Source organism: Sphingomonas hankookensis, from assembly GCF_022664465.1.
GTDB lineage: Bacteria > Pseudomonadota > Alphaproteobacteria > Sphingomonadales > Sphingomonadaceae > Sphingomonas > Sphingomonas hankookensis.
Map to the genome: position 1 here is coordinate 233,469 of NZ_JAKREV010000001.1, position 23,804 is coordinate 257,272.

Here is a 23,804-nt window from a genome sequence, read left to right on the forward strand (position 1 = left end):
CACCAAGGATTCCACGAAATTCCCCCGTTCACCAGCCTTTCGTCCGAATTTCGGGATCAGAACCCGAACCGGGCACGTACCCCGTAGAAGCGCGGCATGGCGGGATACACGCCATAGGTGCCGGTCTGCTCGGGGATCGCGAAGCCCGAAATGTTGTAATATTGGTTGGTGATATTCTCGACGAAGAATTCCAGCTGCTTGCTGCGATCGTCGGTCGCCACGCCGATCTTGCCATTGAGCAGCGGATAGCCGTCGTTGCCCACGGTCGTCGTGCCGGTGCCATCGCGGACGATCGACACGTCGCTGTTGTAACGCATGTCGACATGGAACAGCGCGTTCAGGTCGCCGGTCAGCTTCGGCGACCACGTCGCCGCGACGGTGAACACGTTGCGTGGCTGGTTCAGGAACTGGCGCCCGTTCTGGTTCTGCAGCGGGGTGCCGGTGAAGTCGTTGTCGGCGTCGTACGATGCGTCGAGCAGCGTGTAGCCGAAGCGGAAGCTCAGCTCGCGGATCGGCTGGACCAGCGATTCGAGCTCGATCCCCTTGGCGGTCGACTTCGGCACGTTCTGCACGACGAAGCTGTTGCCCGCGAAGATCAACGACTGGAGCCCCTTGAACTTCTGGTAGAACAGCGCGGCGTTGAACGAGAATTTGCGCGTGAAGCTGGTCTTCAGGCCCAGTTCGTAGCTGTCGACCGTCTCGGCGCCGAATTCCAGATCGGTCGCCTGCGCGCCGTCGCCACCCAGCACGCGGGTGTCGAAGCTCGCCTGGTCGAGATTGTAGCCGCCCGATTTGAACCCGCGGTCATAGCTGGCATAGCCGAGGATATCGGGGGTGAACTTGTAGGCGAGCTTGGCGGTGCCGGTCAGGCGGCTTTCCGAGCGGTCATGGGTGTAATTGCCGTTGAACTCGCTCGACACTGCGGGATTGCAGCTGAGCAGGAACAGGTTCTGGAACAGCGCCGGGCTCGCGGTGCGGATCAGGTTGCGATAGGTGACCGCGCGCGGGTCGTTGCCGAGGAAGAAGCCGCACCCCGCCGGGTTGCTGTTGATCGACGCGGCCAGTTCCTTGCGTTCGTAATTGTAACGCAGGCCCAAGGTCACCGACAGCTGGTCGGTCACGTTGATGATGTTGTGGGTGAACAGCGCGAAGGCGTTGGTATCGACCTGGAAATCGTCGTTGTTGTTGCCCTGTCCGGCGACGTTCGGGGTCAGCGGGGTGTTCAGATAGTTGAACAGCGCCGATCCCGGCGGGGCTGCCGCCTGCAGCTGCGGGCTCTGCGCATAGAGCAGCTGCCCGAACAACGGCACCGTGCCGGTCGGCAGCGCCGCACCGCCGCGCAGCGACGTCACCAGCTGGGTAAAGGTCGGCACGTTGAAGCTGCCGTAGAATTGCGCCGCCCGCCCGATGCCGCCCGCCGACGGCGGCGCGCCCAGCACGCCTGCCAGCAGCGTGTCGACATAGCGATTGGCGTCGTTGCCCAGGCGCACGGTGTCGCGCAGCTTGAGCTTTTCGTTCAGGTAGAAGCCGCCGACGAGGAAATCGAGCTTGCCGTCGAACAGCTGCCCCTGCAGTCGCAGTTCCTGCGTGATGTCGCGCAGCGACGATTTGTAGCCCTCGCGATACGCGCGATCGATCCCCGAATAGTCGATGTCCTGGTTCCGCAGCACGCGGAAGTCGCGATAAGCGCTGATCGAGGTCAGCTTCATGTCGCCGATATCGACGTTCATCTCGCCCGACACGCCCCAGTCGCGCACCGCTTCCAGATAGTCGCGGTTGGGCGACGCGGCCATGCGCCGGTCGGAGGGCGGGCCGGTATAGATGCCGGTGCGACCCTGCTGTGCCGCGATCGCCTGGATCGCCGGGGCGGTGGCGCCCCGCGTGCCGCTGACCACGCCGCAGCACTGCTCGTCGGTCTTGTAGTAATCGCCGATCAGGCGGAAGCTGAAGGCCGAGGTGTCGTACAGCGCCTGGCCGCGGACGTACCAGCGGTTGATGTCGTTGAACGCGCGGTCGGAATTGACGTCCTCGATATAGCCGTCGCGCTTGCGATAGCCGCCGTCGACGCGCAGCGCGAGCTGTTCGGACACCGGCCCGGTCAGCGCGCCCTTCAGCTCGTACGCGTTGAAATTGCCGTATTCGCCCTCGACATAGCCGCCCAGATCGAACTTCGGCAGCGCGGTCGTGACCGACAGCGCGCCGGCCGAGGTATTGCGGCCGAACAGCGTGCCCTGCGGTCCGCGCAGCACTTCGACGCGCTCCACTTCGGGCAGTTCGGCGATGGCAATGCCGGCGCGCGAGCGGAACACGCCGTCGATGAACACGCCGACGGCGGGTTCGAAGCCGGGATTGTCGCCCGCGGTGCCGACGCCGCGAATCGACAGCGAGGTGGCGGTCGCCGACGACTGGCCAGTCGTGGTCTGGAGCGACGGGGCCAGCTGTTCGAGGCCGCGGATATCGCGCACGCCGGCATCGTCGAGCAGCTGCGCGTTCACCGCGGTCACCGCGACCGGCACGTCCTGGATCGGTTCGGCACGGCGGTTGGCGGTAACGATGATCTCGTTGCCCCAATCCTCGTCGATCGTCTGCGCGCCGTCCGCCTGCACTGCGCCCGCCGCAGTGGGCGTTACAGGCGCCGGAGTCGTCGGCGTGGTTTGCGCGAGCGTCGGGACGGCGCCCGCGACCATCGACAGGGCTGTGGCCGCCAGCAGGTGGAACTTCGTCATGGCATCCCCTCTTCGTCAGCTGCCGATATCGTCCGGCTATGCAGGTTGCATTTGGTGACGAAGCATCTATCCCGCGTCAACGGGCAACCTGCACGAAATCGCGCTTTCATCGGCGAACGGGTATGGAAGCCACAGTTCCGCCGCCACAGGGGACGAACCCCGTACGCGGTATCGAGTCGAAGATCGGGAATGGACCAGGCTGATGTGTGATGCGAACGACGATGCCGATGGCGGCGAACTGGTTGGCCCGGCACCGAAGATTCCCGTTCCCGACCACGTCGCCGCCGCGATCCGCACGCTGATCGAGTGGACCGGCGACGATCCGACCCGCGAAGGGCTGCTCGACACCCCCTTGCGCGTCGCGCGCGCGTGGAAGGAATATACGCAGGGCTATGCCGAGGACCCCGCGCACCACCTCGAACGCGTGTTCGAAGAGGTCGGCGGCTATGACGAGATCGTGCTGCTGCGCGACATCCCGTTCCAGTCGCATTGCGAACACCACATGGCACCGATCGTCGGCAAGGCGCACATCGCCTATCTGCCCAAGGACCATGTCGTCGGCATTTCGAAGCTGGCGCGGGTGCTGCACGGCTATGCCCGACGGTTGCAGGTGCAGGAACGGCTGACCGCCGAGGTCGCCGACTGTATCTGGAACGGCCTGCGCCCACGCGGCGTGGCGGTGGTGATCGAGGCGACGCATGGCTGCATGACGTCGCGCGGGGTGCGCACGCCGGGCGTCACCATGGCCACCAGCCGGATGATGGGCGTGTTCCGCGACGACGAACGCAGCCGTAAGGAAGTGCTGGCGCTGATCGGGCGCGGGTGACGGAACGGCGATCGGCGGCGAGGCGTTTTATGATGATGAAACACCACCTCGCCTGCATCGCTGCCGCGCTCTCGCTCGCCGCCTGTTCGGCCGAGCCGCCCGCCAACGCGACCGATCCGCAGGCGGCGAGGCCGGTCGGGTCGATCGGCGGCGTCGATCCCGCGGGCAACACGGCGCGCCCGGTCACCTCGACCCGCGGCCTGCCCGATACGCCCGCGCCGCACGACGCACCCGAACTGCTCCCGATGGTACAGGCCGATTTCGCCGACAAGAATCTGCTGGGTTCGGGGTGTTCGTTCCACGCCACGCCGGGCGGCCCCGTGCTGCTGCTGCTCCGCGACGAAGGCGACGGGCTGGTCCATTTCAACAAGGCAAAACGCCGTATCACCGCCGCGACCCCGGGCCGCGAAGCGGTGGCGAATGGCGGCATCATGGCGGGCGACAAGGTGTCGTTCACGCTCGACCATGCGGCGGGCCCGGGCGAACCGACGTCGGGATCGACCCGCGTATGGCCTGCGACGCTGACGATGCGGACCAACGACGGTGGCGAGCGAATCTATCGCGACGGTCGCTGGGAATGCGGCAGCTGATCGGCGGCATTGCCTAAGCCCGCGCGCGCTTATACAGCGCTGGCATGGCCTCGTAGCTCAGCTGGACAGAGCGCCGCTTTCCTAAAGCGGGCGTCGGGGGTTCGAGTCCCTCCGAGGCCACCAGATTTTGCCCGCGCCGTTGATCGGCGGTTGGCAGTCGATATGCAGGTGCCCGCCCCAATCCGTTCGATCCGAGCAGCTTCGAGCTTGTCGAGAACGGGTCGCTTGGGGCACCGCCTTCTCGACTTCGGTTCTCGACAAGCTCGAAGCAAACGGGTTGGGAGTTGGGGGATAAGCGGATATTTTGCGGTCATCGCCCCCGACCCACCCCGTTTGGTTCGAGCAGCTTCGAGCAAAGTCGAGAAGCGTCTGTCGAGAACGGGTCGCTTGAGGCACCACCTTCTCGACTTCGGTTCTCGACTTTGCTCGAACCTGCGCTCGAAGCAAACGGGTTGGTAGATAACCGGACATTTTGCGGTTATCGCCCCTCCCATCCGTTTGGTTCGAGCAGCTTCGAGCAAAGTCGAGAAGCGTCTGTCGAGAACGGGTCGCTTGGGGCACCACCTTCTCGACTACGGTTCTCGACAAGCTCGAACCTGCGCTCGAAGCAAACGGAGTGGAAGGGCGGGGTGTAGCGGGCATCCAACGGATATTTGGCCGGTCCGCCAACCCCGGCGAACTCCCTAATTCGCCCGCTCCGGCGGCACCACCGGCAGCGGCAGCGGGGCGATCGGCACCCCCTCTTCCACCAGCGCCTTCGCCTCTTCCTTCGTCGCCTGCCCATGGATCGGCGCCACGTCCGCGTCGCCGACATGCATCGCCCGCGCACGATCGGCAAAGGCGCGGCCGACCCATTCGCTGCCCGACAATGCCTGCTGCTGCGCCTTCGCGAGCGCCGCCAGCGCCGCCTTCATCGCCTCGGGCGCCACACCACCAGAACCTTTCGGTGCGATGTTCGGCGCCATCACCGCTTTCTCGATCCGGCCGTCGTCGCACATCGGACAGGCGATCAACCCACGCGCGCGCTGGTCGCCATAGGCGTCGCTGGAGGCGAACCATGCCTCGAACACATGCGCGTTGCCGCAGCGCAGGTCGAATACGATCATGCGATGCGCTCGACCGGCGGGATCGCGCGGCGATGGTCGAGCACGGGTACGCGTGCCCGCACCGTATCGACCTGCGCCGGATCGATCTCGACATAGCCAAGGCCCGCGGTGTCACCCATGTCGAGCAGCACCTTGCCCCACGGATCGATCACCAGCGAATGGCCATAGGTCGTGCGCCCATCTTCATGGATCCCCGTCTGCGCCGCCGCCACGACGAACGCGCCGGCCTCGATCGCGCGTGCGCGCAACAGGACATGCCAGTGCGCCTGCCCCGTCGGCACGGTGAACGCCGCCGGCACCGACAGGATCGTCGCCCCGGCATCGCTTATCGCGCGAAACAAGTCGGCGAAGCGCAGGTCGTAGCAGATCGATGGCCCGAGCATGCCGGCCGGGGTCGCCACGACACAGGCTCGCTCCCCCGGTGCATAGCTGGCCGACTCGCGCCAACTCTCGCCGCTCGGCAACGTCACGTCGAACAGATGCAGCTTGTCGTAGGTCGCGCGGACGTCGCCGCTATCGTCGATCACATAGCCGCGATTGGCGAGGCGTCCGTCGTCGCGGCGCACCGCCAGCGAGCCGAGATGGACCCAGATGCCCGCCCTCCCCGCCGCATCGCGCACCGCACGCAACACGCGGTCATCGCTTTCGGCGGCGATCGACCCCGCCGCCCGTTCGCGATCACGATCAATCAGCCCCGACATTTCGGGGGTGAACAGCATCGCCGCGCCCGCCGCCGCCGCCCGCTCGATCGCGTCGACCAGCACCGCCGCATTGGCGTCGGGATCGATGCCGGCGGTCATCTGGAGCAGCGCGAGCTTCATGCCGACAGCAGCGCGTCCAGCTTGCCCGCCCGCTCCAGCGCGGCGAGATCGTCCGATCCGCCGACATGGGTGTCGCCGATGAAGACCTGCGGCACGGTGGTGCGGCCATTGGCGCGGCCCAGCATTTCCTGCCGCTTCGGCCCACCCATGGTGATGTCGATCTCGTCATAGGCCGCGCCCTTGTCGTCCAGCAGCCGTTTGGCGCGGGTGCAATAGGGGCAGAACGCCTTGGTATAGATGGTGATGTTTGCCATGGCAGTTCAGTTGTGGTCGGCGCGCGCCCTTGTCAATCGTCCGCTCCGACGACCCGCGCCCAGCACAGGATGGAAACCCGGTCGGCGCCCGCGGCACGCAATACCTTGGCACAGGCGTCGACCGTCGCCCCGCTGGTGTGGACGTCGTCGATCAGCACGATCGACTGCCCCTTGATCCGCGCCGGATCGGTCACCGCGAACGCGCCGCGCACCGCTTTTGCCCGCCGCCTTCCGTCCATGCCCCGCAACGGCGGCGTCGATCGCGTCCGCCGCAGCACGTCACATGCCACCGGCACCCCGCCCAGCCGCCCCAGCTCGGCCGCGATCAACTGCGCCTGGTTATAGCCGCGGGTCCATAGCCGGCGCCGGTGCAACGGCACGGGGACGAGGCAGGTCGCCTCCGCCGGCAAATGCCGCAGCATCAACCGCGCCATCGTTCGCGCCAGCGCCAGCCGCCCGCCATATTTCAGCTTGAGCGCCACGTTGCGCGCGACCGGACCATAGGCGACCGCCGCCCGCACCCCGTCATGCGCCGGTGGCCTTGCCAGACACGCGGCACAACACATCCCCGGCCCGGCATCGACCGCGAACGGCACGCCACACCGCACGCACGCCGGATCGCCCAGAAACCGCAGCCCCGACCAGCATGGCGCGCAGAAGCGATGATCCGCCTCCACCACCACCCCGCACCCCGGACAGCGCGGCGGTAGTGCCAGCGCGACGAGGTGCGCCAGGGCGGCGGCGGGGACGGCGAGCGCGTGCATCGCGCCCTTGTCGCCGCGCGCGCCACCCGGCACAAGGCAGGGCGTGACCGCCCCCGACCTTTTTGCCCGCCGGCGCCGCCGCCTGCACCGCGACCGCGCCGCCACCGATTTCGCCCGCGCCGACTTCCTCCACCGCTATATGCTGGAGGGGATCGAGGAGCGGTTGCACGCCGTTACCCGCAGCTTTTCCGACGTGCTCGACCTCGGTTGCGCCGACGCGGCCTTCGTGCCCCCGCCCGGTACCCGCATCGCACGGTTCGACCCCGGCTTCGCCTTCGCACGAGCGGCGCAGGGGGTGCAGGGGGACGAGGACCGGCTGCCCTTTGCCGATGGCGCGTTCGACCTCGTCGTGTCGGTCGGTGTGCTCGACAGCGTCAACGACCTGCCCGGTGCGCTGACGCTGATCCGGCGGACGCTGCGGCCCGACGGGCTGTTCCTCGCCGCGTTCACTGGCGGGCGAACGCTCGCGACGCTGCGCCAGTCGCTGTTGTCGGCCGAGGCGGATCGTCCGGCGGCGCGGGTGCATCCGCAGATCGACCTGCGTTCGGCGGGCGACCTGCTGGTCCGCGCCGGCTTCGCGCTGCCGGTCGCCGACTCGGAGACGTTGACCGTGCGCTATGCCGGGCTGGGGCGGCTGGTCGACGATCTGCGCGGGATGGGGGCGACCGGGCTGCTCGAACCCGCCCCCCTCGGCCGCACCGGGCTGATGGCGACCGCTGCCGCCTTTGCCGAACGTGCCGATCCCGACGGCCGCACCACCGAACAGTTCGAAGTGATCTACCTCACCGGCTGGGCCCCTGCCCCCAGCCAGCCGCAACCGGCCAAGCGCGGCAGCGCCACCGCCTCGCTCGCCGATACGCTGCGACCTAGATAAGCGCTTCGAGCAACCCGATCAGCGGCCGGTCGGCGGGCGGCATCGGCAGCACGTGGAGCTGTACCGGCCGCAGCCATTGCAGCGCGGTGGCGTGCCGCGCCTCCGGTATCCCGCGCCACTTGCGCAGCGCGTAGAGCAGCAGCAGCAGATGCCGCTCGCCCAGCGCCTCGCTGGCGAAGGCGGCGGGTGCCAGACAACTGTGATCGACCACGATCCCCAGTTCCTCGTCCAGCTCGCGGATCAACGCGGCTTCGGGCGTTTCGCCCGGCTCCACCTTGCCGCCGGGAAACCCCCACAGCCCGGCCATCGCCGTGCCCGGCGGGCGTTGCTGCACCAGCACGCGACCGTCGCGATCGACCAGCGCGGCTGCGGTCACCAGCAATATGCGGGAAGGGGGAAGCGACACTTTCTTAACCTCGCTCGGGCTAGGGCTGGCCTTCGTAAATTTGCCGGGAGTCAGCCGTCATGCGTTCGTTTCTGCGGGCCCTCCGCAGCCTTTGGCAAGATCGGCGCGGCGCGACGGCAGTCGAATATGGAATGATCCTGGGCCTGGTCGTGGTGGTGATCATCTCCAGCATCGCCGGTTTGGGCAAGACCACCAGCGACCTGTGGAACGGCGTCACCGCCAATGTGACGCAACATACACCGCGCGGTTAACCATCAAACTGATTTCGTTCGATTTCCCTTAAACTTTTATCAACCGCGCCGCCCGTACCTTCTTAGAGCCGATCGGAATTTTGTTCCGTGACGCCGGGAATAATTGAAGCACGCAGAACCAAGGAGCGAGTTATGCAGAAGATCCGTACCTTCCTGAAGAACAGCAAGGGCGCCACCGCGATCGAATACGGCCTGATCGCTGCGCTGATCGCCGTCGCCGCCATCGCCGCGATGCAGGGCCTGGGCAACCAGCTGAAGACCACCTTCGGCAACGTCACGTCGAACATGAAGGCTTCGTAAGCCTCCACGACGTCGACACAGGAGGGGCGGCGGGACTTCGGTTCCGCCGCCCTTTTCTTGTGCCGTTCTACAGCCGGCCCATCGCAAGGAATTTCTTGCGCCGCGCCTGCCGCAGCGCCGCCGCATCCTGCGCCGCCAGTTCGGTCAGTTCGCCGTCGATCGCATCGCCCAGCGCGGCGATCGCGTTTGCCGGATCGCGATGTGCCGCGCCCAGCGGTTCGGCGACGATCCGGTCGATCACGCCCAGCGTCTTCAAATCCTGCGCGGTCACCCGCATCGCCTCGGCCGCCTCTGGGGCCTTGTCCGCAGTGCGCCACAGGATCGACGCGCAACCCTCTGGCGAGATCACCGAATAGACGGCATGCTCCATCATCAGCACCCGGTTGCCCGCCGCCAGCGCGATCGCGCCGCCCGAGCCGCCTTCGCCCAGAATCGCCGACACCATCGGCACGCCGAGGTTCAGTGCCGCCTCGGTCGAGCGTGCGATCGCCCCTGCCTGCCCGCGCTCTTCCGCCTGAATGCCGGGGAACGCGCCCGACGTATCAACCAGCGTGACGACGGGCAGGCCGAAGCGGTCGGCCAACTGCATCAACCGGATCGCCTTGCGATAGCCCTCGGGCTTGCCCATCCCGAAGTTATGCTTGAGCCGTGTCGCGGTGTCGTCGCCCTTTTCGTGGCCGATCACCACGACCTTGCGCCCGCGGAACCGCCCGATCCCGCCGAGGATCGCTTGATCGTCGGCAAAGGCGCGGTCGCCGCCCAGCGGCATGAAATCGTCGACCAGCGCGGCGACATAATGCTTGAAATGTGGTCGTTCGGGATGGCGCGCGACCTGAGTCTTCTGCCACGGTGTCAGCTTGGTGTAGGTTTCGCGCAGCAGCCGGTCGGACTTGGTCTGCAACCGTCCGATCTCGGTCGCGATGTCCAGCTCGCCATCGGCGGCGGTGTCGCGCAGCTCGTCGATACGCGCCTGCAGCTCGGCGATGGGTTTTTCGAAATCTAGGAACGTAGCCATGGCTCCGGGCCCTATGGCCGTGTCCGTCCGGCGTCAATCAGCGGGTGGCGTTCGTTCACCAGCCGTACCAGCCGCGACGCATCGACATGGGTGTAGATTTCGGTGGTCGCGATATCGGCATGGCCCAGCATCGCCTGCAACGCGCGCAGGTCCGCGCCGCCCTCCAGCAAATGGGTGGCAAAGGCGTGGCGCAGGACGTGCGGACTGATCCGGTCGGGCGCGATCCCCGCCTCGCCCGCCAGCGCGCGGACGATCTGGTATAGCCGCATCCGCGACAAATGCTTCTGTCCGGAGGGAAACAGCCACGGGCTGTCCGCTGGCACCTGCCCCCGCCACCGTGCTACGGCAGCACGCGCCCGGTCGGACAACGGCACCATCCGCTCGCGCCCGCCCTTGCCCTTCAGGATCAGGTACGGCCGGTCGGACGCGATCGCCGCGCGCGGCAGCGACACCAGCTCGGTCGCGCGCAGCCCCGATCCGTAGAGCAGTTCGAACAACGCCGAGAGGCGCAGGTCGTTGGGATCGGGCGGCACCCGCGCGATCCGCGCGTCGATCGCGGCGAACATCGCATCGATATCACCACTCGACAGCGTTTTCGGAAGCGGCCGCGACGTGCCCGGTCGGGGCAGCGCCGCGCCCGGATCGTCGGCACGCAGTCCCTCTTCGGCCAGAAACGCGAAGAACCGCCGCAACGCCGCGCCTTTCCGCGCCACCGTCGATTTGGCAAAGTCCTGCCACCCGTCGGCCAGTCGCCCGATCGCCGCGGCATCGGCCGCCGCCAGCCGCCCGCCCAGCACATCGGAGGCAAGCGACAGGTCGGTACGATAGGCGGCGATGGTGTTGCGCGCCGCTCCGGCTTCCGCCGCCATCATCTCCAGAAAGCGGTCGATCAGGTCCCGGTCGTTGCCGGGTCCACTCACAGCCGGAACGTCACGACCGGACGAGCGCCTCGGCCGCGATCATCCGCGCTTCCCCCTCGCGCCCCGCCGCGCGCAACGCCGCGACGGTGTGGAACAGCGCCTCGGCCGGCACCCCGCGCCAGTCGCGCGTCTGCATCCCCGTAGCCGCCAACAACAGGACGGTCCCGCCCTCACCGTTCACACCCGCCCGGTCGATCGCATCGGTCCACGGATTGCGCGCACCGATCGCGACGTTCAGCTCGCGTGCCATGCCCTGCACCTGATCGCGCGGCAGGCGGCCCAGCCCGGCCAGCGCGGCGAACAGCAGCTGCCCCTTGCGCGCATTCTGTCCGGCATAGTCCGACACGGCACCCGCCGCGACCGACCGGCCCATCGGGTCGGCAACCGCCAGCATCGCCCAGCCGTCGCTGCCGACCGGCACGATCCCGCGCCAGCGCAGCGCCGGCAGGTCGAGCCCCGCGCTCAACATCGACGCGATCAGCTGGTCGGCGTCCCCGGCATGATCCACCACCGGTGCGATCATCGCCGCCGCCCGTGCCGTCAGCACCCGCCGGGCATAGCCGAGCGGCGTGGTGATCGCCGGTTCCCAGAACTGGCGCAGCATCGTCAGCCGATCGGTATCGCGCCCGGTAAAGGCGGTGCGCAGATCGGTCGCGAGCGCGGTCTGCGTGCTCGTCGCATCCTCGTCGCTGCCCAGCTGGGCATACAGGTCGACCAGCGCCTCGCTCGACACCACGCCCTGCGCCGCCGCCAGATCGGCATCGGCCAGCCGGACGCCCGGTGCGAATTGCGGTGCGGTCGCGTGCCAGTAGCGGACCTGCGGCCCGACCCCGCCGAACAGGCCGGCGGGTACCGGCGTCGCGCTGGCGGCGGCCATGCCGTAGCGCCATGCGGTCAGGCGATCGATGCCGTCCCATTCGATCGTCGCTTCCCGCCGCCCGGCCGAACCCTTGCCGACCAGCTTTTCGGCCAGCGCCACGTCGATCGCACCGCCGCCCGGCGCTGCGCGCCGAGCCTGATCGACGATCCGCCCGGCCTCGCGCGCCTTGCCCGACAGGCCGAGGCAGATGGCATTGGCCAGCCGCCAGCCGCGTTCGTTCGACTGCGCCATCGCCGGCGTCACCAGCGGACACAGCCCGCCCGGATCGCCCGTCGCCAGCATCGCCTGCATCGCGATCTGAAACAGCTTGGGCGTATAATTCTCGATATCGACCGACTGGACCAGCGCGCGCGCCGATGGCGCCTCGCCCATGCGGACCAGCAGCCATGCGCGCTCCGCGGCATAATCGGCACCGTCGACGCCGCCCGGCGTCGCGACGTCGGACACCAGCGCGCGGCGCAACCCGATCGAGACCCAGCGCGAGGCGACCGGCGCGTCGAGCGAGCGCATGATCCGTTGCAGCCACGGCCCGTCGCTGCTCCCGAACGCATCGCTGCCGAATGCGCCCCCCTGTCCGGCAATGCCGATGCTGGCGGTCGAGCGGCGGGCATAGTCGGGCAGTTCATATTGCCGGAGCGCCTCCGGGCTGATCGCCACCGGAGTCGCCGATGCTGTCGGCGTCGGGGTGGAGGCTGGACCCGGCACCCCCGGTATCGGCTGTACGATCGGCGCGGACGGCGCGAAATTCGGACCACCCGCCGGTGCTGCCGCGGTTGGACGCGGCGTCGGCGTGGGGGCCGGCGCCGGTGCGTCGCCGAATCCCGGCGGCAGCAACGATTCGGGCACATCCTGCCCGATCGCCGGCACGCCGATCGCGATCAGCGCGGCGGCGGCGATCCCGATGCGCAACCGGTCAGTTGGCGAGGTTTTCAAGCGAGACCGCCTTTTCGATCTGGGTCGGCTGCTGCTCGGTCGAACGTCCCGCCAGCAGGAACAGGCCCGCGACCAGCGCGACCACGACGACGAGGAGGATGACAAGCGAACGCGACATGGATCTAAACGTCCCGGTATTAGGGGGCAGGAAAAAGACGGCGACGCGCCTTTTGCCCGATCGGCGGGGCGGCTGTATAGCCCCTGCCGCAATGCTGCAAATTCAAGACTCCCTGCCCCAACCTCCCTCGCGCTGGACCGGCCGCCCGATCGTGCTCGTCGGGCTGATGGGCGTGGGCAAATCCACCGTCGGCCGCCGCCTGGCGCAGCGGATGAAGCTGGATTTCGTCGATGCCGACAACGAGATCGAACATGCCGCGGGCATGACCATCGCCGAAATCTTCGAACGCTTCGGCGAGGATCATTTCCGCGACGGCGAACGCCGCGTCATCGCCCGGTTGATCGACGGCACCCCGAAGATCATCGCGACCGGCGGCGGCGCGTTCATGCAGGCGGATACCCGCGAACTGATTCTTGAACAGGCGCTGGCGATCTGGCTCGACGCGTCGCCCGACGTGCTCGCCGAACGCGTCCGCCGCCGCGACACCCGCCCGCTGCTGCGCGGCAAGGACCCGCGCAAGGTGCTGAGCGACCTCGCCCGCGTGCGCAACCCGGTCTATGCGCTTGCGCCGATCCACGTCGTCAGCCAGCACGCACCGCACGACGCCACCGTTTCCGCCATCCTGAAAGCCATCGGCCAATGACCGTCATTCCCGTCGCGCTCGGCGACCGCAGCTACGACATCGTGATCGAGGACGGCGTGCTGGCGCACGCCGGCGATCATCTCGGCCCGATCGCGCGCGGTCGGCGGATGGTGATCGTCGCCGATGCGCAGGTGCCGATGCACCTCGCCACGCTGCGGGCGTCGCTCTCCGCCTCGGGCATCGCCAGCGAGGCGATCGAGATTCCGGCCGGCGAGGGCTCGAAGAGCTGGGCAACGCTCGAACGCCTGCTCAATTCGCTGCTGGCGCTGGGCGTCGAGCGCGGCGACCACATCGTGGCGCTGGGCGGCGGGGTGACTGGCGACCTTGTGGGCTTCGCCGCCGCGATCCTGAAGCGCGGCTGCGGCTTCGTCCAGATACCGACGACGTTGCTGGCGCAGGTCGATTCGTCGGTCGGCGGCAAGACCGGGATCAACACCCGCGCCGGCAAGAACCTCGTCGGCGCGTTCCACCAGCCCGCCTTGGTGCTGATCGACCCGACGACGCTCGACACGCTCCCGGCACGCGAAGTCCGCGCCGGCTATGCCGAGGTCGTGAAGTACGGCCTGATCGACGATCCCGATTTCTTCGCGTGGTGCGAATCGAACGGCGCCGCGCTGCTACTCGGCGATCCGCTGGCGCGCACGCAGGCGATCGCGCGCTCGGTCGGGGCGAAGGCGCGAATCGTCGGCGCCGACGAACGCGAGACGACGGGCACGCGGGCGCTGCTCAACCTAGGCCACACCTTCGGCCATGCGCTGGAAGCCGAGGCCGGCTTCGACGGATCGCTGCTGCATGGCGAGGGGGTCGCGGCCGGCATGGCGCTCGCCTTCGCCTACAGCGCCGAACAGGGGCTGTGCCGCGCCGAGGATGCCGCCCGCGTCGCCGCACACCTGCGCGCCGCCGGCTTACCCGACGGTCTCGCCGCCGCCGGCATCACCGCGTCGGGCGAAGAGCTGGTTGGCCACATGCTCCATGACAAGAAGCGCGAGGGCGGCACGCTGCCGTTCCTGCTCGCCCGCGGCATCGGCCAGACCTATCTCGACCGCTCGGTCGATCTGGGCAGCGTCGCCGCGTTCATTGACCGCCAGCACCGCTGATGCCGCAAGGGATCGCCAAGCGCGACCTGCCGACCAAGACCTGCCCGGTCTGCGAACGCCCGTTCGCGTGGCGCAAGAAATGGGCGCGCGACTGGGACAATGTCGTCTATTGCTCGGACCGCTGCCGCCGGACGGGCAAGGCCGACTAGCGGGCGCCCGGAATATCGCTGTTCATCTGCTGCTGCTGCCGCCGCTCGGCGAACCATTGCCGCAGCATCGCCTGGGTACAGCCGCTCTGCCCGTTCATTCCGATCGCCGAACAGCTGTTCGGCCGCGTCGCCCGCGCCGCCTCCATCGCGACGTCCGCGCGCTGCGCCCAGCTCGAGTCGGCCGAGGCCTGCGACGGCGGATCGCGGAAGCGCTTGGGGATGCGATAGCGTTCGTTCTCGCCCAGCCGCGCGCACACCACGATCTCGTCATTGCTGGCGGGCTTCGGGCAGGCTTCCTCGCCATAGACCGTCGCGTTGCGCACCCGTTGCGGCGGATCGGCCGGCGTTTCCTGCGCCATAGCCGGTGCCGCGATCGCCAGTGCCAGTCCCGCCAGAACCCAACGCGTCATCGTCACTTCTCCCACACCCGCCCACTAACCGACCCGATCGATGAGCGCAGGCTGAACGCGCGAAGATTTCCTGTCGTTGCACCGCGCGGACAGGACGCTATGGCGGTGCCATGATCCTCGTCATCGACAATTACGACAGCTTCACCTGGAACCTCGTCCATTACCTGATGGAGCTGGGCGTCGAGGTCCGGGTCGAGCGCAACGACGCCATGACCGCCGCCGACGCGCTCGCCAGCGATGCGCAGGGCTTCCTGATTTCCCCTGGCCCCTGCACCCCGACCGAGGCGGGCATCTCGCTCGACCTCGTCGCCGCTTGTGCGCAGGCGCAGCGTCCGCTGCTCGGCGTCTGCCTCGGCCATCAGGCGATCGGCCAGCATTTCGGAGGAAAGGTCATGCGCGGCGGGCTGATGCACGGCAAGACCTGCCCGGTCGATCATGACGGCACCGGCCTGTTCGAAGGGCTGCCTTCGCCCTTCATCGCCACCCGCTATCACTCGCTGATCGTCACCGACGTGCCCGACTGCCTGATCGTCAACGCGACCGCATCGGACGCCAGCGTCATGGGCTTTCGTCACCGCGAGTTGCCGATCCACGGCGTGCAGTTCCACCCCGAAAGCATCGCCACCGAACACGGGCACGCGATGCTCGCCAATTTCCTCAAGAGCGCCGGCCTTGCCGCGGCGGTGCCGGCATGACCGTCACCACGCTGCTGCCCGATCCGTCGTCGCCGCTTTCCCATGAGAGCGCCGCCGAAGCCTTTGCCGCGATCCTCGACGGCACGGTGTCCGACGACGCCATCGCCACCTTCCTTACCGACCTTGCCCTCCGCGGCGAAACCAGCGTCGAAATCGCCGAGGCCGCCCGCGCACTGCGCCACCGCATGATCCCGATCGAAGCACCTGCCGGCGCAATCGACGTCTGCGGCACCGGCGGCGACGGTCACCATACCTTGAACGTCTCGACCGCGGTCAGCCTCGTCGTCGCCGCAGCCGGCGTGCCGGTCGCCAAGCACGGCAACCGCGCCGCCTCCAGCAAGGCGGGCGCCGCCGACACGCTCGAAGCGCTCGGCCTCGACATGGGCGTCGCCGGCGAGATGGCGCAATCGACGCTGGCCGATATCGGCATCGCCTTCCTGTTCGCCGCCAACCACCATCCGGCGATGCGCCGCATCACGCCCATCCGCCAGCGCATCGGCCGCCGCACCATCTTCAACCTGATGGGCCCGCTTGCCAATCCGGCGCGCACCACCCGCCAGCTGATCGGCATCGCCCGCCCCGACTACGCCACCGTCTATGCCGAGGCGATGGAACTGCTCGGCGCCGAAACCGCGCTGATCGTGTCGGGTGAGGAGGGGCTGGACGAAATCTCCGGCGCCGGCCCGACGATCGTCGTCCCCGTCGGCATGACCATGGCCGACCGCATCGTCCCCGAAGACGCCGGCCTGCCGCGCCATCCGATCAGCGCGATCCGCGGCGGCGACGCCGCGCACAACGCCGCGGCGCTCCGCGCGCTGTTGAAGGGTGAGAAGAGCCCGTACCGCGATGCCGTCCTGCTCAACGCCGCCGCCGCGCTCCTGATCGCCGACACCGCCACCGACCTGACCGACGGGGCCGAACGCGCCGCCGAGGTCATCGACTCGGGTGCCGCCGACCGCCTGCTCGACCAATGGATCGCTTACACATGACGATGCTCGACACCATCCTCGCCACCAAGCGGAACGAAGTCGCCGTCCGCAGCGCCCGCGCCAGCATCGCCGACCTCGACGCCCGCGCGACCGAACGCACGCCCCCGCGCGGCTTCCGCGCCGCACTCGACGCGAAGCCGGGGCACGCCCTGATCGCCGAGATCAAAAAGGCCAGCCCGTCCAAGGGGCTGATCCGTCCCGATTTCGATCCCCCCGCCCATGCCCGCGCCTATGCCGCCGGCGGTGCCGCCTGCCTTTCCGTCCTGACCGATGTCGATTATTTCCAGGGCGCCGACGACTATCTGATCGCCGCCCGCGCCGCCTGCGACCTTCCCGTCCTGCGCAAGGACTTCAACGTCGACCCGTGGCAGGTGGTCGAGGCCCGCTCGCTCGGCGCCGACGCGATCCTCATCATCGTCGCCGCACTATCCGACACCCAGATGGCCGAGATCGAGGCGGCGGCGATCGAGCGCGGCATGGACGTGCTGGTCGAAGTCCACGACCGCGCCGAACTCGACCGCGCCCTGTCACTGAAATCCCGGCTGATCGGTGTAAATAACCGAAATCTCAAGGACTTCTCGGTCAGTTTTGACCGAACCTATGAACTCGTCGGCCACGCTCCCGCCGGCTGCACCTTCGTCGCCGAAAGCGGCCTGACCACCCGCGCCGACCTCGACGCGATGACGAGCCATGGCGTCCGCTGCTTCCTGATCGGCGAAGCGCTGATGCGCCACGACGATGTCGAAGCCGCGACGCGGGCGATGATCGGATGATCCTGACCCATCTTGCCGCCGACGGCAGCGCGCACATGGTAGACGTAGGGGGCAAGGTCGCGACCCGACGCGTGGCCACCGCCACCGGCCGCATCACCATGTCTGCGGAAGCACTGGCCGCGATCCGTGACGGGCTGGTCAAGAAGGGCGACGTCCTCGCCGTCGCTCGCGTCGCCGGCATCATGGCCGCCAAGCGCACCAGCGACCTGATCCCGCTCTGTCACCCGCTCCCGTTGACGAAAGCGTCGATCGACTTCGCATTCGAGGAAGACGCGATCCGCGTCCACGCCATCGCCGCGACCGACGGCAAGACCGGCGTGGAAATGGAAGCGTTGACGGCAGCTTCCACCGCACTCCTCACCATCTATGACATGGCGAAGGCGATCGACAAGGTGATGGTGATCGAGGGAATTTGCGTGCTGGAAAAGCAAGGCGGCAAGTCGGGGGATTGGGTGCGGGAGTGATCGCCCTCCAATCGTCATCCCCGCGAAGGCAGGGATCCATAGACGCAATGCCGCTGATACTCTTTACCGCCAGCGCATATGGATTCCCGCCTTCGCGGGGATGACGACGAGAGGGACGATCGATCGTCGCGACGCACATTCGATCAACCATCAAGTACCGCATGGCAAAGGCGCAACCACCTCACCCCAAACGTCACCCCGGGCTTGACCCGGGGTCCCGCTTCTTACTTCTGGCTGAGCGAGAAAGCGGGACCCCGGATCAAAGCCGGGGTGACGAAAATGGCAAAGTCCTCTCTCACCATAAGGCCACGCGCATGTCCCTCCTCCCCGTCGCCGAAGCCCAGACCCGCGTCCTCGCGCTCGCTCGCGCCACCACCGCCGAAACCTTGTCCATCGCCGACACCATCGGCCGCTATGCCGCGTCCGATATCATCGCCCGCCGTACCCAACCCGCCCGGCCGCTTTCGGCGATGGACGGCTACGCGATCCGCTTCGACGACCTCCCCGGCCCATGGGACGTCATCGGCGAAAGCGCCGCCGGAGCCTCCTTCGCCGGCACCGTCGCCCCCGGTCAGGCCACCCGCATCTTCACCGGCGCCGCCATGCCGACCGGCACCGACTGCGTCCTGGTACAGGAAGAGGCGGCCCGCGACGGCACCCGCCTCCATCTGTCCGGCGAAGGCCCGGTCCGCGGCGGCAACGTCCGCCGCGCCGGGCTCGACTTTCGCGAAGGCGACCTGCTGATCTCGGCCGGCGAGCGCATCACCCCCGCCCGGGCCGCGCTGGCCGCCATCGCCGGCCACGCTACCCTCTCGGTCGGCCGCCGCGTCCGCGTCGCCATCGCCGCCACCGGCGACGAGCTGGTTCCCGCCGGACAGCCGCTCCGCGACCACCAACTCCCCGAAACCAACGGCCTGATGCTCGCCGGCCTGCTCGCCGACCTGCCGGTCGACCGTATCGACCTCGGCATCCTGCCCGACCGGATGGAGGCGCTGGTCGACGCCTTCGCCTCAATCGAGTGCGACCTGCTGGTCACCACCGGCGGCGCGTCGGTCGGCGATCACGACCTCGTCCGCCCGGCACTTGTCGGGGCGGGCGGCACGCTAGATTTCTGGCGGATCGCGCTGCGCCCCGGCAAGCCGATGCTCGCCGGCCGCCTGCGCGATGCCGCGGTACTCGGCCTGCCCGGCAACCCGGTATCGTCCTACATCACCGCCCTGTTGTTCGTCCGTCCGCTGGTCGCGCGCATGGCGGGTGCCACCGATCCGCTCCCGCGCACCGTCCGTGCGGCGCTCGCCCATCCGCTGCCCGCCAACGGTCCGCGGCAGGACTATCTGCGTGGCGTGCTGATCGATGGACAGGCATCGACCGCCGCGATCCAGGACAGTTCGATGCTGCGCACCCTTGCCCGGTCCGACTGCCTGATCGTCCGCGCGCCCCACGCCCCGGCGGCCGACACCGGCGACTCGGCGGAAATCCTGCAACTCGCTTGACGACAAGAAAATCGTTTCCTATTAGTTCCACGTCTGTTCCGACGGAGGATGGTATGCTGACGCGTAAGCAGCACGAGTTGATCTGCTTCATCGACGACCGGTTGAAGGCGACCGGCGTATCGCCATCGTTCGAGGAGATGAAGGAAGCGCTCGACCTCAAGTCGAAGTCCGGCGTCCATCGCCTGATCTCGGCGCTGGAGGAACGCGAGTTCATCCGCCGCCTGCCCAACCGCGCCCGTGCGTTGGAAGTGTTGCGGATGCCCGACCGCCCGGTCGCGAAGAAGCCTGCGGCGAAGCCCGCCGCGACGCCGCGCCCCACGCCGCAGCCCGCCAACGACGTCGTCGAACTGCCGCTGCACGGCCGCATCGCCGCCGGCGTCCCGATCGAGGCGATCGAGGGGCAGGCGACGCTCCCCGTTCCCGCCGCTCTGCTGGGTGCCGGCGATCACTATGCGCTCGAAGTAGCCGGCGACTCGATGGTCGAGGCCGGCATCCTCGACGGTGATTACGCTCTGGTCCGCCGCACCGAAACCGCCCGCGATGGCGAGATCGTCGTGGCGCTGATCGAGGATAGCGAGGCGACGCTCAAATATTTCCGTCGCGAAGGCGCAATGATCCGCCTCGACCCGGCGAACCGCAGCTACGATCCGCAGCGCTATCGTCCCGAACAGGTGCGGGTGCAGGGCAAGCTCGCTGGGCTGCTGCGCCGCTATTGATTCGCATGACGCGCCCGGACGCGATAACGCGGTGAGTGTGAACTTTGTGAACTTATTTCTAAAAGCCATTCTCTGACAGATACTTAGACTAGGCGGCAAGGTACGGGTTTCGGTCCTTTTACGCACATCAGTGAACTTGCCATCACCCCGGCCGTGAGCCGGGGTCCCGCTTCTTCTTTCGCTCCGGACCCACGCGAAGCCCAACCTACCGCCCATTCCCCGGCGCATAAGGCGTCCGGACCGCCCTGTACCACGCAACCGGATGCGGCGGCGGAACCACCCCCGCCGGCAGGGCCCGCCCCGACACCGCACCGAAATAGGCGATACAGGCATCGCGCCACCACTGCGCCTCTGCCCGCTGGATGGTCAGGAACTGGCTGACCTCCGCATGCCGCTGCGCATCGACCTGCCCGGCCAGCGCCGCCCACTGCCCCTGCATCGCCGCGACCTGCACTACTCCGCGATCGTAGCGCCCGACCAGTTCCTCCCACAGCGTCCGCCCCGACCGCATCCGCCGGTCCCACGACACATGGTGGAACCACAACAGCAGATCCTCGGGCACTGCATCCGGATGGCCCCACCGCTTCGCCAGCGCCGGCGCATATTGCCCCACCGCATCGCTCCCGCGCGACGTCCGATCGAACCCGATCCCCTGTCCATCCGCCTTGTGATAATAGACCGGGTTCCAGTCCGCTCGCGGCAGATCGTCGACCCACGGCCCCGGCCCGTAATGATGCCCGGTCGCGAACAAGTGGTGCAGCCCCAGCGGCATCATGTAATCGACCACCGCCTGCCGCGATCCGGTCATCATCGCCACGACCGGGTCGGCCACGCCGGACCCCCATGTCATCGCCGCCCACTCGCGCGCCACTGCATCAGCTCGCGCGTGCGGGTCCCACGCCATCCGCCCGAACGCATACCAGTTCGCCTGATCGAACTGCGACCCCGACCAGTTGCGATCGGTCCCGATATTGGCGACCCCCGCCATGCCGGTCAGCCCACCCGGCCGCGTCAGCACATCGGCGACGGTCGAGCCCTTGCGCGGGCGATAGGTGTCGCTCCGCAACACCTCCTCCCACATCGGCCCCAGATAGGCGAGGTGGGTGGCGAAGCCGAGATACTCCTTGGTGATCTGCACTTCCATCATCAGCGGCGTGCGCGGCATCGCCCCGAACAATGGGTGGAACGGCTCGCGCGGCTGGAAATCGATCGGTCCGTTCTTGACCTGCACGATCACATTGTCGGCGAACTCCCCGTCGAGCGGCTGGAACTCGCTATAGGCCTGTTTCGCGCGATCCTCGGGCTTGTCGTGCGCATAGACGAATGCCCGTCACATCACGACCCCGCCATGCGGTTTCACCGCCGCAGCCAGCATGTTCGCCCCCTCGGCATGGCTGCGCCCGTAATCGCCCGGCCCCGGCTGCCCCTCCGAATTGGCCTTGACCAGAAAGCCGCCGAAATCGGGGATGCGCGCGTAGATCTCGTCCGCCTTCGCCCGCCACCACGCGGCCACGACCGGGTCGAGCGGGTCCGCCGTCTTCAGCCCGCCAATCTCGATCGGTGCGGAGAATTTGGCCGACAGATAGACGCGAATCCCCCATGGCCGAAAGATCGCCGCCAGCTTCTCGACCTTGCCTAGAAACGCCGGGGTCAGCATGTCCGGGCTGGCATTGACGTTGTTCAACACCGCGCCGTTGATCCCGATCGACGCATTGGCCCGGGCATAGTCGGTATAGCGCGGGTCGGCGAAGCCCGGCAGCTTCTGCCAATCCCATAGCGACTGTCCCGCATAGCCGCGCTCGACATAGCGGTCGGGATTGTCCCAGTGATCGAGCACGCGCAGGTCGAGCTTCGGCCGATCGACGACCGCCAACCGGTCGAACGCCCCGCCGGTCTGCACGATCCGCAGCAGCCGGAACGCGCCATACAACACGCCGACCGGCGCGTTCGCGGCGATCACCGTCACCCGCCGCCCGTCGATCGTCGCCGACCGCAACACAAAGCCTTCGCGCCCCAGTCCCGACAGCGGCAACCCCAACGCCGCGATCCGTGGCGATCGCGCCGTCCCGATCACGATCGCCCCGTCGCCTATCGGCCCCGCCGCCACCGCGCCCCCCGTTAACCCCGACAGCCCGCGCGTCAGTTCCCCCGCCGCCGCGACGATCGGCGCATCGTCCTCATCGCGCACGATACTGGTTGCAGCCGCAGCCACCCGATCCGCCTGCACCGCCGGAAGCCGGTGATAGCGCAGCCACAGGTCGTACCCGTCCTCCGCCCGCGCCGGTGCGCTCCACAGTGCGCACAACAGCATGATCCATCCCAGCGCCTTGCCCATGCCGCATCCTCTCGTCCCGTCTGCGCGACGGCGTTGACACCGGCATAACACTGCCATCATGGTAACGCTACCACATCGAAGAGCGCGGAACAGGAGAGCCCATGACCATGATCGATCGCCGCAGCGTCCTCGCCGGGAGCGCAGCGTTGCTGGCGGCGCAGGCCGCCCCCGCCGCGACCGCGCCGGACACGCTGAAGGCCGCCGCCGCCGCGCGGGGGCGCCGCTTTGGATCGGCCTTCGCGTGGGCGCCGCCCGGCCGCGACGCCGGATCGTTCGCCAACCCCGCCTATGCCGCACTGCTGCGCCGCGACTGCGCCGTGCTGGTCGCCGAGAACCAGATGAAGTGGCAGGCGGTGCGCCCCGCCCCCGACAGGTTCGACTTCGCGCAGTTCGACGCGATGGTCGACTGGGCGATGGGGAACGGCTTCGCGATGCGCGGCCACACGCTGCTCTGGGCCTATTCGAAATGGTTTCCCGCGTGGCTCAATGGCGCCGATTTCGGTGCCCGCCCGGCGACCGAAGCGGCGCGCATCCTGACGCAGCATATCGACACCGTGACCAAGCGCTACGGCCGCAAAATCCACAGCTACGACGTCGTCAACGAAGCGGTCGATCCCGACACCGGGACGCTGCGTGAGACGTCGTTGTCGCGGGCGATGGGCGGGACGCTCCCGGTGCTTGACCTGGCCTTCCGCACCGCACGGGCCGCCGTGCCACATGCCGAGTTGGTCTATAACGACTATATGAGTTGGGAGGACGGCAACGAGAAGCACCGCGCCGGTGTCCTGTCGCTGCTCGAGGCGTTCCGCCGCCGCGGTACGCCGGTCGATACGCTCGGCGTGCAATCGCATATCGGCCTGTTCCAGCCGACCACCGATGCGGGCGTGCTTGCCAAGCGCCTCGAACCCGAATGGCGCCGCTTCCTCGATCGCGTGACGGCGATGGGCTACCGCCTGATCATCACCGAGTTCGACGTCCGCGACCGCGGCCTGCCCGCCGCCATCGGCCCACGCGATCGCGGCGTCGCCGACTTCGCCCGTGCCTATCTCGACATCATGCTGTCCTATCCGCAGCTCGGCGACGTCCTCGCCTGGGGCCTGAGCGACCGCTACAGCTGGCTGCGCGGGTTCGAACCGCGGCCCGATGGTGCCGTCGCCCGCGGCTGTCCCTACGACCTCGACCTGAACCCCAAGCCGCTGCGCACCGCAATGCTGTCCGCCCTTGCCACCGGCACCCGCCGCGCCGGGTAAGGCAAT

Annotated in this window: 26 protein-coding genes, 1 tRNA gene and 1 pseudogene; 16 read left to right on the forward strand and 12 right to left on the reverse strand. The window is 68.2% G+C overall.

What is annotated here, in order from left to right; all coding sequences use genetic code 11:
- Positions 1 to 56: 56 nt before the first annotated feature.
- The gene (locus tag MF610_RS00950) at positions 57 to 2,726 is read right to left on the reverse strand and encodes a TonB-dependent receptor (RefSeq protein ID WP_242192248.1); all 2,670 of its coding nucleotides are present in this window, start codon (positions 2,724 to 2,726) and stop codon (positions 57 to 59) included.
- Positions 2,727 to 2,928: 202 nt separating this feature from the next.
- Here MF610_RS00950 and folE point away from each other — a divergent pair, with 202 nt between their 5' ends.
- The 3 genes from folE (at position 2,929) to MF610_RS00965 (ending at position 4,265) form a co-directional block, all read left to right on the forward strand.
- Complete coding sequence (folE, locus tag MF610_RS00955; RefSeq protein WP_242192249.1) at positions 2,929 to 3,552, forward strand: GTP cyclohydrolase I FolE; 624 nt, start codon at positions 2,929 to 2,931, stop codon at positions 3,550 to 3,552.
- Between the two features lie 32 nt (positions 3,553 to 3,584).
- On the forward strand, positions 3,585 to 4,142 hold the full coding sequence (locus tag MF610_RS00960) for a hypothetical protein (protein WP_242192250.1): 558 nt from the start codon (positions 3,585 to 3,587) through the stop codon (positions 4,140 to 4,142).
- 46 nt (positions 4,143 to 4,188) lie between these two features.
- Positions 4,189 to 4,265, forward strand: a tRNA-Arg gene (locus MF610_RS00965).
- A 560-nt stretch (positions 4,266 to 4,825) separates the two neighbouring features.
- Here the strand turns inward: MF610_RS00965 and MF610_RS00970 are convergent.
- The 4 genes from MF610_RS00970 to MF610_RS00985 are packed head-to-tail and all read right to left on the reverse strand — an operon-like array spanning position 4,826 to position 7,087.
- A complete protein-coding gene (locus MF610_RS00970) occupies positions 4,826 to 5,248 on the reverse strand; it encodes a DUF1178 family protein (protein WP_242192251.1) in 423 nt (140 codons plus the stop codon).
- Positions 5,245 to 6,069 carry a carbon-nitrogen hydrolase family protein gene (locus MF610_RS00975; RefSeq protein WP_242192252.1) on the reverse strand — a complete coding sequence of 275 codons (825 nt, stop codon included), beginning with the start codon at positions 6,067 to 6,069 and terminating at the stop codon, positions 5,245 to 5,247. The genes MF610_RS00970 and MF610_RS00975 overlap by 4 nt, the downstream gene beginning before the upstream one ends.
- Positions 6,066 to 6,323 (reverse strand): glutaredoxin 3, encoded by a 258-nt coding sequence (grxC, locus tag MF610_RS00980; protein WP_242192253.1) that lies wholly within the window; start codon positions 6,321 to 6,323, stop codon positions 6,066 to 6,068. Before grxC ends, MF610_RS00975 begins: the two co-directional genes overlap by 4 nt.
- A gap of 32 nt (positions 6,324 to 6,355) precedes the next feature.
- Positions 6,356 to 7,087 carry a ComF family protein gene (locus tag MF610_RS00985; protein ID WP_242192254.1) on the reverse strand — a complete coding sequence of 244 codons (732 nt, stop codon included), beginning with the start codon at positions 7,085 to 7,087 and terminating at the stop codon, positions 6,356 to 6,358.
- A gap of 43 nt (positions 7,088 to 7,130) precedes the next feature.
- Between MF610_RS00985 and MF610_RS00990 the strand changes: the two genes are divergently transcribed.
- Positions 7,131 to 7,961 (forward strand): class I SAM-dependent methyltransferase, encoded by an 831-nt coding sequence (locus MF610_RS00990; RefSeq protein WP_242192255.1) that lies wholly within the window; start codon positions 7,131 to 7,133, stop codon positions 7,959 to 7,961.
- On the opposite strand, the gene MF610_RS00995 is transcribed toward MF610_RS00990, so the two are convergent.
- The gene (locus tag MF610_RS00995; RefSeq protein ID WP_277923825.1) at positions 7,954 to 8,343 is read right to left on the reverse strand and encodes a (deoxy)nucleoside triphosphate pyrophosphohydrolase; all 390 of its coding nucleotides are present in this window, start codon (positions 8,341 to 8,343) and stop codon (positions 7,954 to 7,956) included. The genes MF610_RS00990 and MF610_RS00995 overlap by 8 nt on opposite strands.
- Before the next feature lie 83 nt (positions 8,344 to 8,426).
- Between MF610_RS00995 and MF610_RS01000 the strand changes: the two genes are divergently transcribed.
- Together MF610_RS01000 and MF610_RS01005 are read left to right on the forward strand one after the other, a co-directional pair.
- Complete coding sequence (locus tag MF610_RS01000) at positions 8,427 to 8,618, forward strand: Flp family type IVb pilin (RefSeq protein ID WP_242192257.1); 192 nt, start codon at positions 8,427 to 8,429, stop codon at positions 8,616 to 8,618.
- A gap of 132 nt (positions 8,619 to 8,750) precedes the next feature.
- A complete protein-coding gene (locus tag MF610_RS01005; protein ID WP_125660062.1) occupies positions 8,751 to 8,918 on the forward strand; it encodes a Flp family type IVb pilin in 168 nt (55 codons plus the stop codon).
- A gap of 67 nt (positions 8,919 to 8,985) precedes the next feature.
- On the opposite strand, the gene MF610_RS01010 is transcribed toward MF610_RS01005, so the two are convergent.
- From MF610_RS01010 to MF610_RS01025, 4 genes are read right to left on the reverse strand one after another with little or no spacing between them, the layout of a single operon-like run.
- The gene (locus MF610_RS01010) at positions 8,986 to 9,933 is read right to left on the reverse strand and encodes an acetyl-CoA carboxylase carboxyltransferase subunit alpha (protein WP_242192258.1); all 948 of its coding nucleotides are present in this window, start codon (positions 9,931 to 9,933) and stop codon (positions 8,986 to 8,988) included.
- A gap of 11 nt (positions 9,934 to 9,944) precedes the next feature.
- Positions 9,945 to 10,853, reverse strand: a complete 909-nt coding sequence (locus MF610_RS01015; protein WP_339328500.1) for a tyrosine-type recombinase/integrase — start codon at positions 10,851 to 10,853, stop codon at positions 9,945 to 9,947.
- Positions 10,854 to 10,863: 10 nt separating this feature from the next.
- Positions 10,864 to 12,666: a hypothetical protein gene (locus tag MF610_RS01020; RefSeq protein WP_242192259.1), complete on the reverse strand. Its 1,803-nt coding sequence runs from the start codon at positions 12,664 to 12,666 to the stop codon at positions 10,864 to 10,866.
- Positions 12,647 to 12,784: a hypothetical protein gene (locus tag MF610_RS01025; protein WP_164516190.1), complete on the reverse strand. Its 138-nt coding sequence runs from the start codon at positions 12,782 to 12,784 to the stop codon at positions 12,647 to 12,649. Before MF610_RS01025 ends, MF610_RS01020 begins: the two co-directional genes overlap by 20 nt.
- Positions 12,785 to 12,875: 91 nt before the next feature.
- On the opposite strand from MF610_RS01025, the gene MF610_RS01030 reads away from it, so the two are divergent.
- Genes MF610_RS01030 through MF610_RS01040 form a run of 3 tightly spaced genes read left to right on the forward strand, consistent with a single transcriptional unit; the run spans position 12,876 to position 14,673 of the window.
- Positions 12,876 to 13,427 carry a shikimate kinase gene (locus MF610_RS01030; protein ID WP_242192260.1) on the forward strand — a complete coding sequence of 184 codons (552 nt, stop codon included), beginning with the start codon at positions 12,876 to 12,878 and terminating at the stop codon, positions 13,425 to 13,427.
- The gene (aroB, locus tag MF610_RS01035) at positions 13,424 to 14,524 is read left to right on the forward strand and encodes a 3-dehydroquinate synthase (protein ID WP_242192261.1); all 1,101 of its coding nucleotides are present in this window, start codon (positions 13,424 to 13,426) and stop codon (positions 14,522 to 14,524) included. The genes MF610_RS01030 and aroB overlap by 4 nt, the downstream gene beginning before the upstream one ends.
- A complete protein-coding gene (locus MF610_RS01040) occupies positions 14,524 to 14,673 on the forward strand; it encodes a DUF2256 domain-containing protein (RefSeq protein WP_242192262.1) in 150 nt (49 codons plus the stop codon). Before aroB ends, MF610_RS01040 begins: the two co-directional genes overlap by 1 nt.
- On the opposite strand, the gene MF610_RS01045 is transcribed toward MF610_RS01040, so the two are convergent.
- The gene (locus MF610_RS01045; RefSeq protein ID WP_242192263.1) at positions 14,670 to 15,083 is read right to left on the reverse strand and encodes a hypothetical protein; all 414 of its coding nucleotides are present in this window, start codon (positions 15,081 to 15,083) and stop codon (positions 14,670 to 14,672) included. The two genes, MF610_RS01040 and MF610_RS01045, sit on opposite strands and share 4 nt — an antisense overlap.
- A gap of 110 nt (positions 15,084 to 15,193) precedes the next feature.
- Between MF610_RS01045 and MF610_RS01050 the strand changes: the two genes are divergently transcribed.
- The 6 genes from MF610_RS01050 (at position 15,194) to lexA (ending at position 20,213) form a co-directional block, all read left to right on the forward strand.
- A complete protein-coding gene (locus MF610_RS01050) occupies positions 15,194 to 15,778 on the forward strand; it encodes an anthranilate synthase component II (RefSeq protein ID WP_242192264.1) in 585 nt (194 codons plus the stop codon).
- A complete protein-coding gene (trpD, locus tag MF610_RS01055; RefSeq protein ID WP_242192265.1) occupies positions 15,775 to 16,767 on the forward strand; it encodes an anthranilate phosphoribosyltransferase in 993 nt (330 codons plus the stop codon). Before MF610_RS01050 ends, trpD begins: the two co-directional genes overlap by 4 nt.
- A complete protein-coding gene (gene trpC / locus MF610_RS01060; RefSeq protein WP_242192266.1) occupies positions 16,764 to 17,540 on the forward strand; it encodes an indole-3-glycerol phosphate synthase TrpC in 777 nt (258 codons plus the stop codon). Before trpD ends, trpC begins: the two co-directional genes overlap by 4 nt.
- Positions 17,537 to 18,004 (forward strand): cyclic pyranopterin monophosphate synthase MoaC, encoded by a 468-nt coding sequence (moaC, locus tag MF610_RS01065; RefSeq protein WP_242192267.1) that lies wholly within the window; start codon positions 17,537 to 17,539, stop codon positions 18,002 to 18,004. The genes trpC and moaC overlap by 4 nt, the downstream gene beginning before the upstream one ends.
- Before the next feature lie 314 nt (positions 18,005 to 18,318).
- A complete protein-coding gene (locus MF610_RS01070) occupies positions 18,319 to 19,497 on the forward strand; it encodes a molybdopterin molybdotransferase MoeA (protein ID WP_242192268.1) in 1,179 nt (392 codons plus the stop codon).
- Between the two features lie 53 nt (positions 19,498 to 19,550).
- On the forward strand, positions 19,551 to 20,213 hold the full coding sequence (gene lexA, locus MF610_RS01075) for a transcriptional repressor LexA (RefSeq protein ID WP_242192269.1): 663 nt from the start codon (positions 19,551 to 19,553) through the stop codon (positions 20,211 to 20,213).
- 205 nt (positions 20,214 to 20,418) lie between these two features.
- On the opposite strand, the pseudogene MF610_RS01080 reads toward lexA, so the two are convergent.
- A pseudogene (locus MF610_RS01080) lies at positions 20,419 to 22,548 on the reverse strand (alpha-glucuronidase family glycosyl hydrolase).
- Positions 22,549 to 22,649: 101 nt separating this feature from the next.
- Between MF610_RS01080 and MF610_RS01085 the strand changes: the two are divergent.
- A complete protein-coding gene (locus MF610_RS01085; protein ID WP_242192270.1) occupies positions 22,650 to 23,798 on the forward strand; it encodes an endo-1,4-beta-xylanase in 1,149 nt (382 codons plus the stop codon).
- Positions 23,799 to 23,804 lie beyond the last annotated feature (6 nt).

What these genes read in the sequence shown, in the direction of transcription:
- MF610_RS01030 (WP_242192260.1), top strand. Translation starts at nt 12,876, where the DNA reads ATGCTGCAAATTCAAGACTCCCTGCCCCAACCTCCCTCGCGCTGGACC.
- MF610_RS00960 (WP_242192250.1), top strand. Translation starts at nt 3,585, where the DNA reads ATGATGAAACACCACCTCGCCTGCATCGCTGCCGCGCTCTCGCTCGCC.
- MF610_RS01070 (WP_242192268.1), top strand. Translation starts at nt 18,319, where the DNA reads ATGTCCCTCCTCCCCGTCGCCGAAGCCCAGACCCGCGTCCTCGCGCTC.
- MF610_RS01040 (WP_242192262.1), top strand. Translation starts at nt 14,524, where the DNA reads ATGCCGCAAGGGATCGCCAAGCGCGACCTGCCGACCAAGACCTGCCCG.
- MF610_RS01050 (WP_242192264.1), top strand. Translation starts at nt 15,194, where the DNA reads ATGATCCTCGTCATCGACAATTACGACAGCTTCACCTGGAACCTCGTC.
- MF610_RS01045 (WP_242192263.1), bottom strand. Translation starts at nt 15,083, where the DNA reads ATGACGCGTTGGGTTCTGGCGGGACTGGCACTGGCGATCGCGGCACCG.
- grxC (WP_242192253.1), bottom strand. Translation starts at nt 6,323, where the DNA reads ATGGCAAACATCACCATCTATACCAAGGCGTTCTGCCCCTATTGCACC.
- MF610_RS01005 (WP_125660062.1), top strand. Translation starts at nt 8,751, where the DNA reads ATGCAGAAGATCCGTACCTTCCTGAAGAACAGCAAGGGCGCCACCGCG.
- MF610_RS01000 (WP_242192257.1), top strand. Translation starts at nt 8,427, where the DNA reads ATGCGTTCGTTTCTGCGGGCCCTCCGCAGCCTTTGGCAAGATCGGCGC.
- MF610_RS00950 (WP_242192248.1), bottom strand. Translation starts at nt 2,726, where the DNA reads ATGACGAAGTTCCACCTGCTGGCGGCCACAGCCCTGTCGATGGTCGCG.
- MF610_RS01010 (WP_242192258.1), bottom strand. Translation starts at nt 9,933, where the DNA reads ATGGCTACGTTCCTAGATTTCGAAAAACCCATCGCCGAGCTGCAGGCG.
- moaC (WP_242192267.1), top strand. Translation starts at nt 17,537, where the DNA reads ATGATCCTGACCCATCTTGCCGCCGACGGCAGCGCGCACATGGTAGAC.
- lexA (WP_242192269.1), top strand. Translation starts at nt 19,551, where the DNA reads ATGCTGACGCGTAAGCAGCACGAGTTGATCTGCTTCATCGACGACCGG.
- MF610_RS00985 (WP_242192254.1), bottom strand. Translation starts at nt 7,087, where the DNA reads ATGCACGCGCTCGCCGTCCCCGCCGCCGCCCTGGCGCACCTCGTCGCG.
- MF610_RS01025 (WP_164516190.1), bottom strand. Translation starts at nt 12,784, where the DNA reads ATGTCGCGTTCGCTTGTCATCCTCCTCGTCGTCGTGGTCGCGCTGGTC.
- MF610_RS00970 (WP_242192251.1), bottom strand. Translation starts at nt 5,248, where the DNA reads ATGATCGTATTCGACCTGCGCTGCGGCAACGCGCATGTGTTCGAGGCA.
- trpC (WP_242192266.1), top strand. Translation starts at nt 16,764, where the DNA reads ATGACGATGCTCGACACCATCCTCGCCACCAAGCGGAACGAAGTCGCC.
- trpD (WP_242192265.1), top strand. Translation starts at nt 15,775, where the DNA reads ATGACCGTCACCACGCTGCTGCCCGATCCGTCGTCGCCGCTTTCCCAT.
- MF610_RS01085 (WP_242192270.1), top strand. Translation starts at nt 22,650, where the DNA reads ATGACCATGATCGATCGCCGCAGCGTCCTCGCCGGGAGCGCAGCGTTG.
- MF610_RS00975 (WP_242192252.1), bottom strand. Translation starts at nt 6,069, where the DNA reads ATGAAGCTCGCGCTGCTCCAGATGACCGCCGGCATCGATCCCGACGCC.
- folE (WP_242192249.1), top strand. Translation starts at nt 2,929, where the DNA reads ATGTGTGATGCGAACGACGATGCCGATGGCGGCGAACTGGTTGGCCCG.
- aroB (WP_242192261.1), top strand. Translation starts at nt 13,424, where the DNA reads ATGACCGTCATTCCCGTCGCGCTCGGCGACCGCAGCTACGACATCGTG.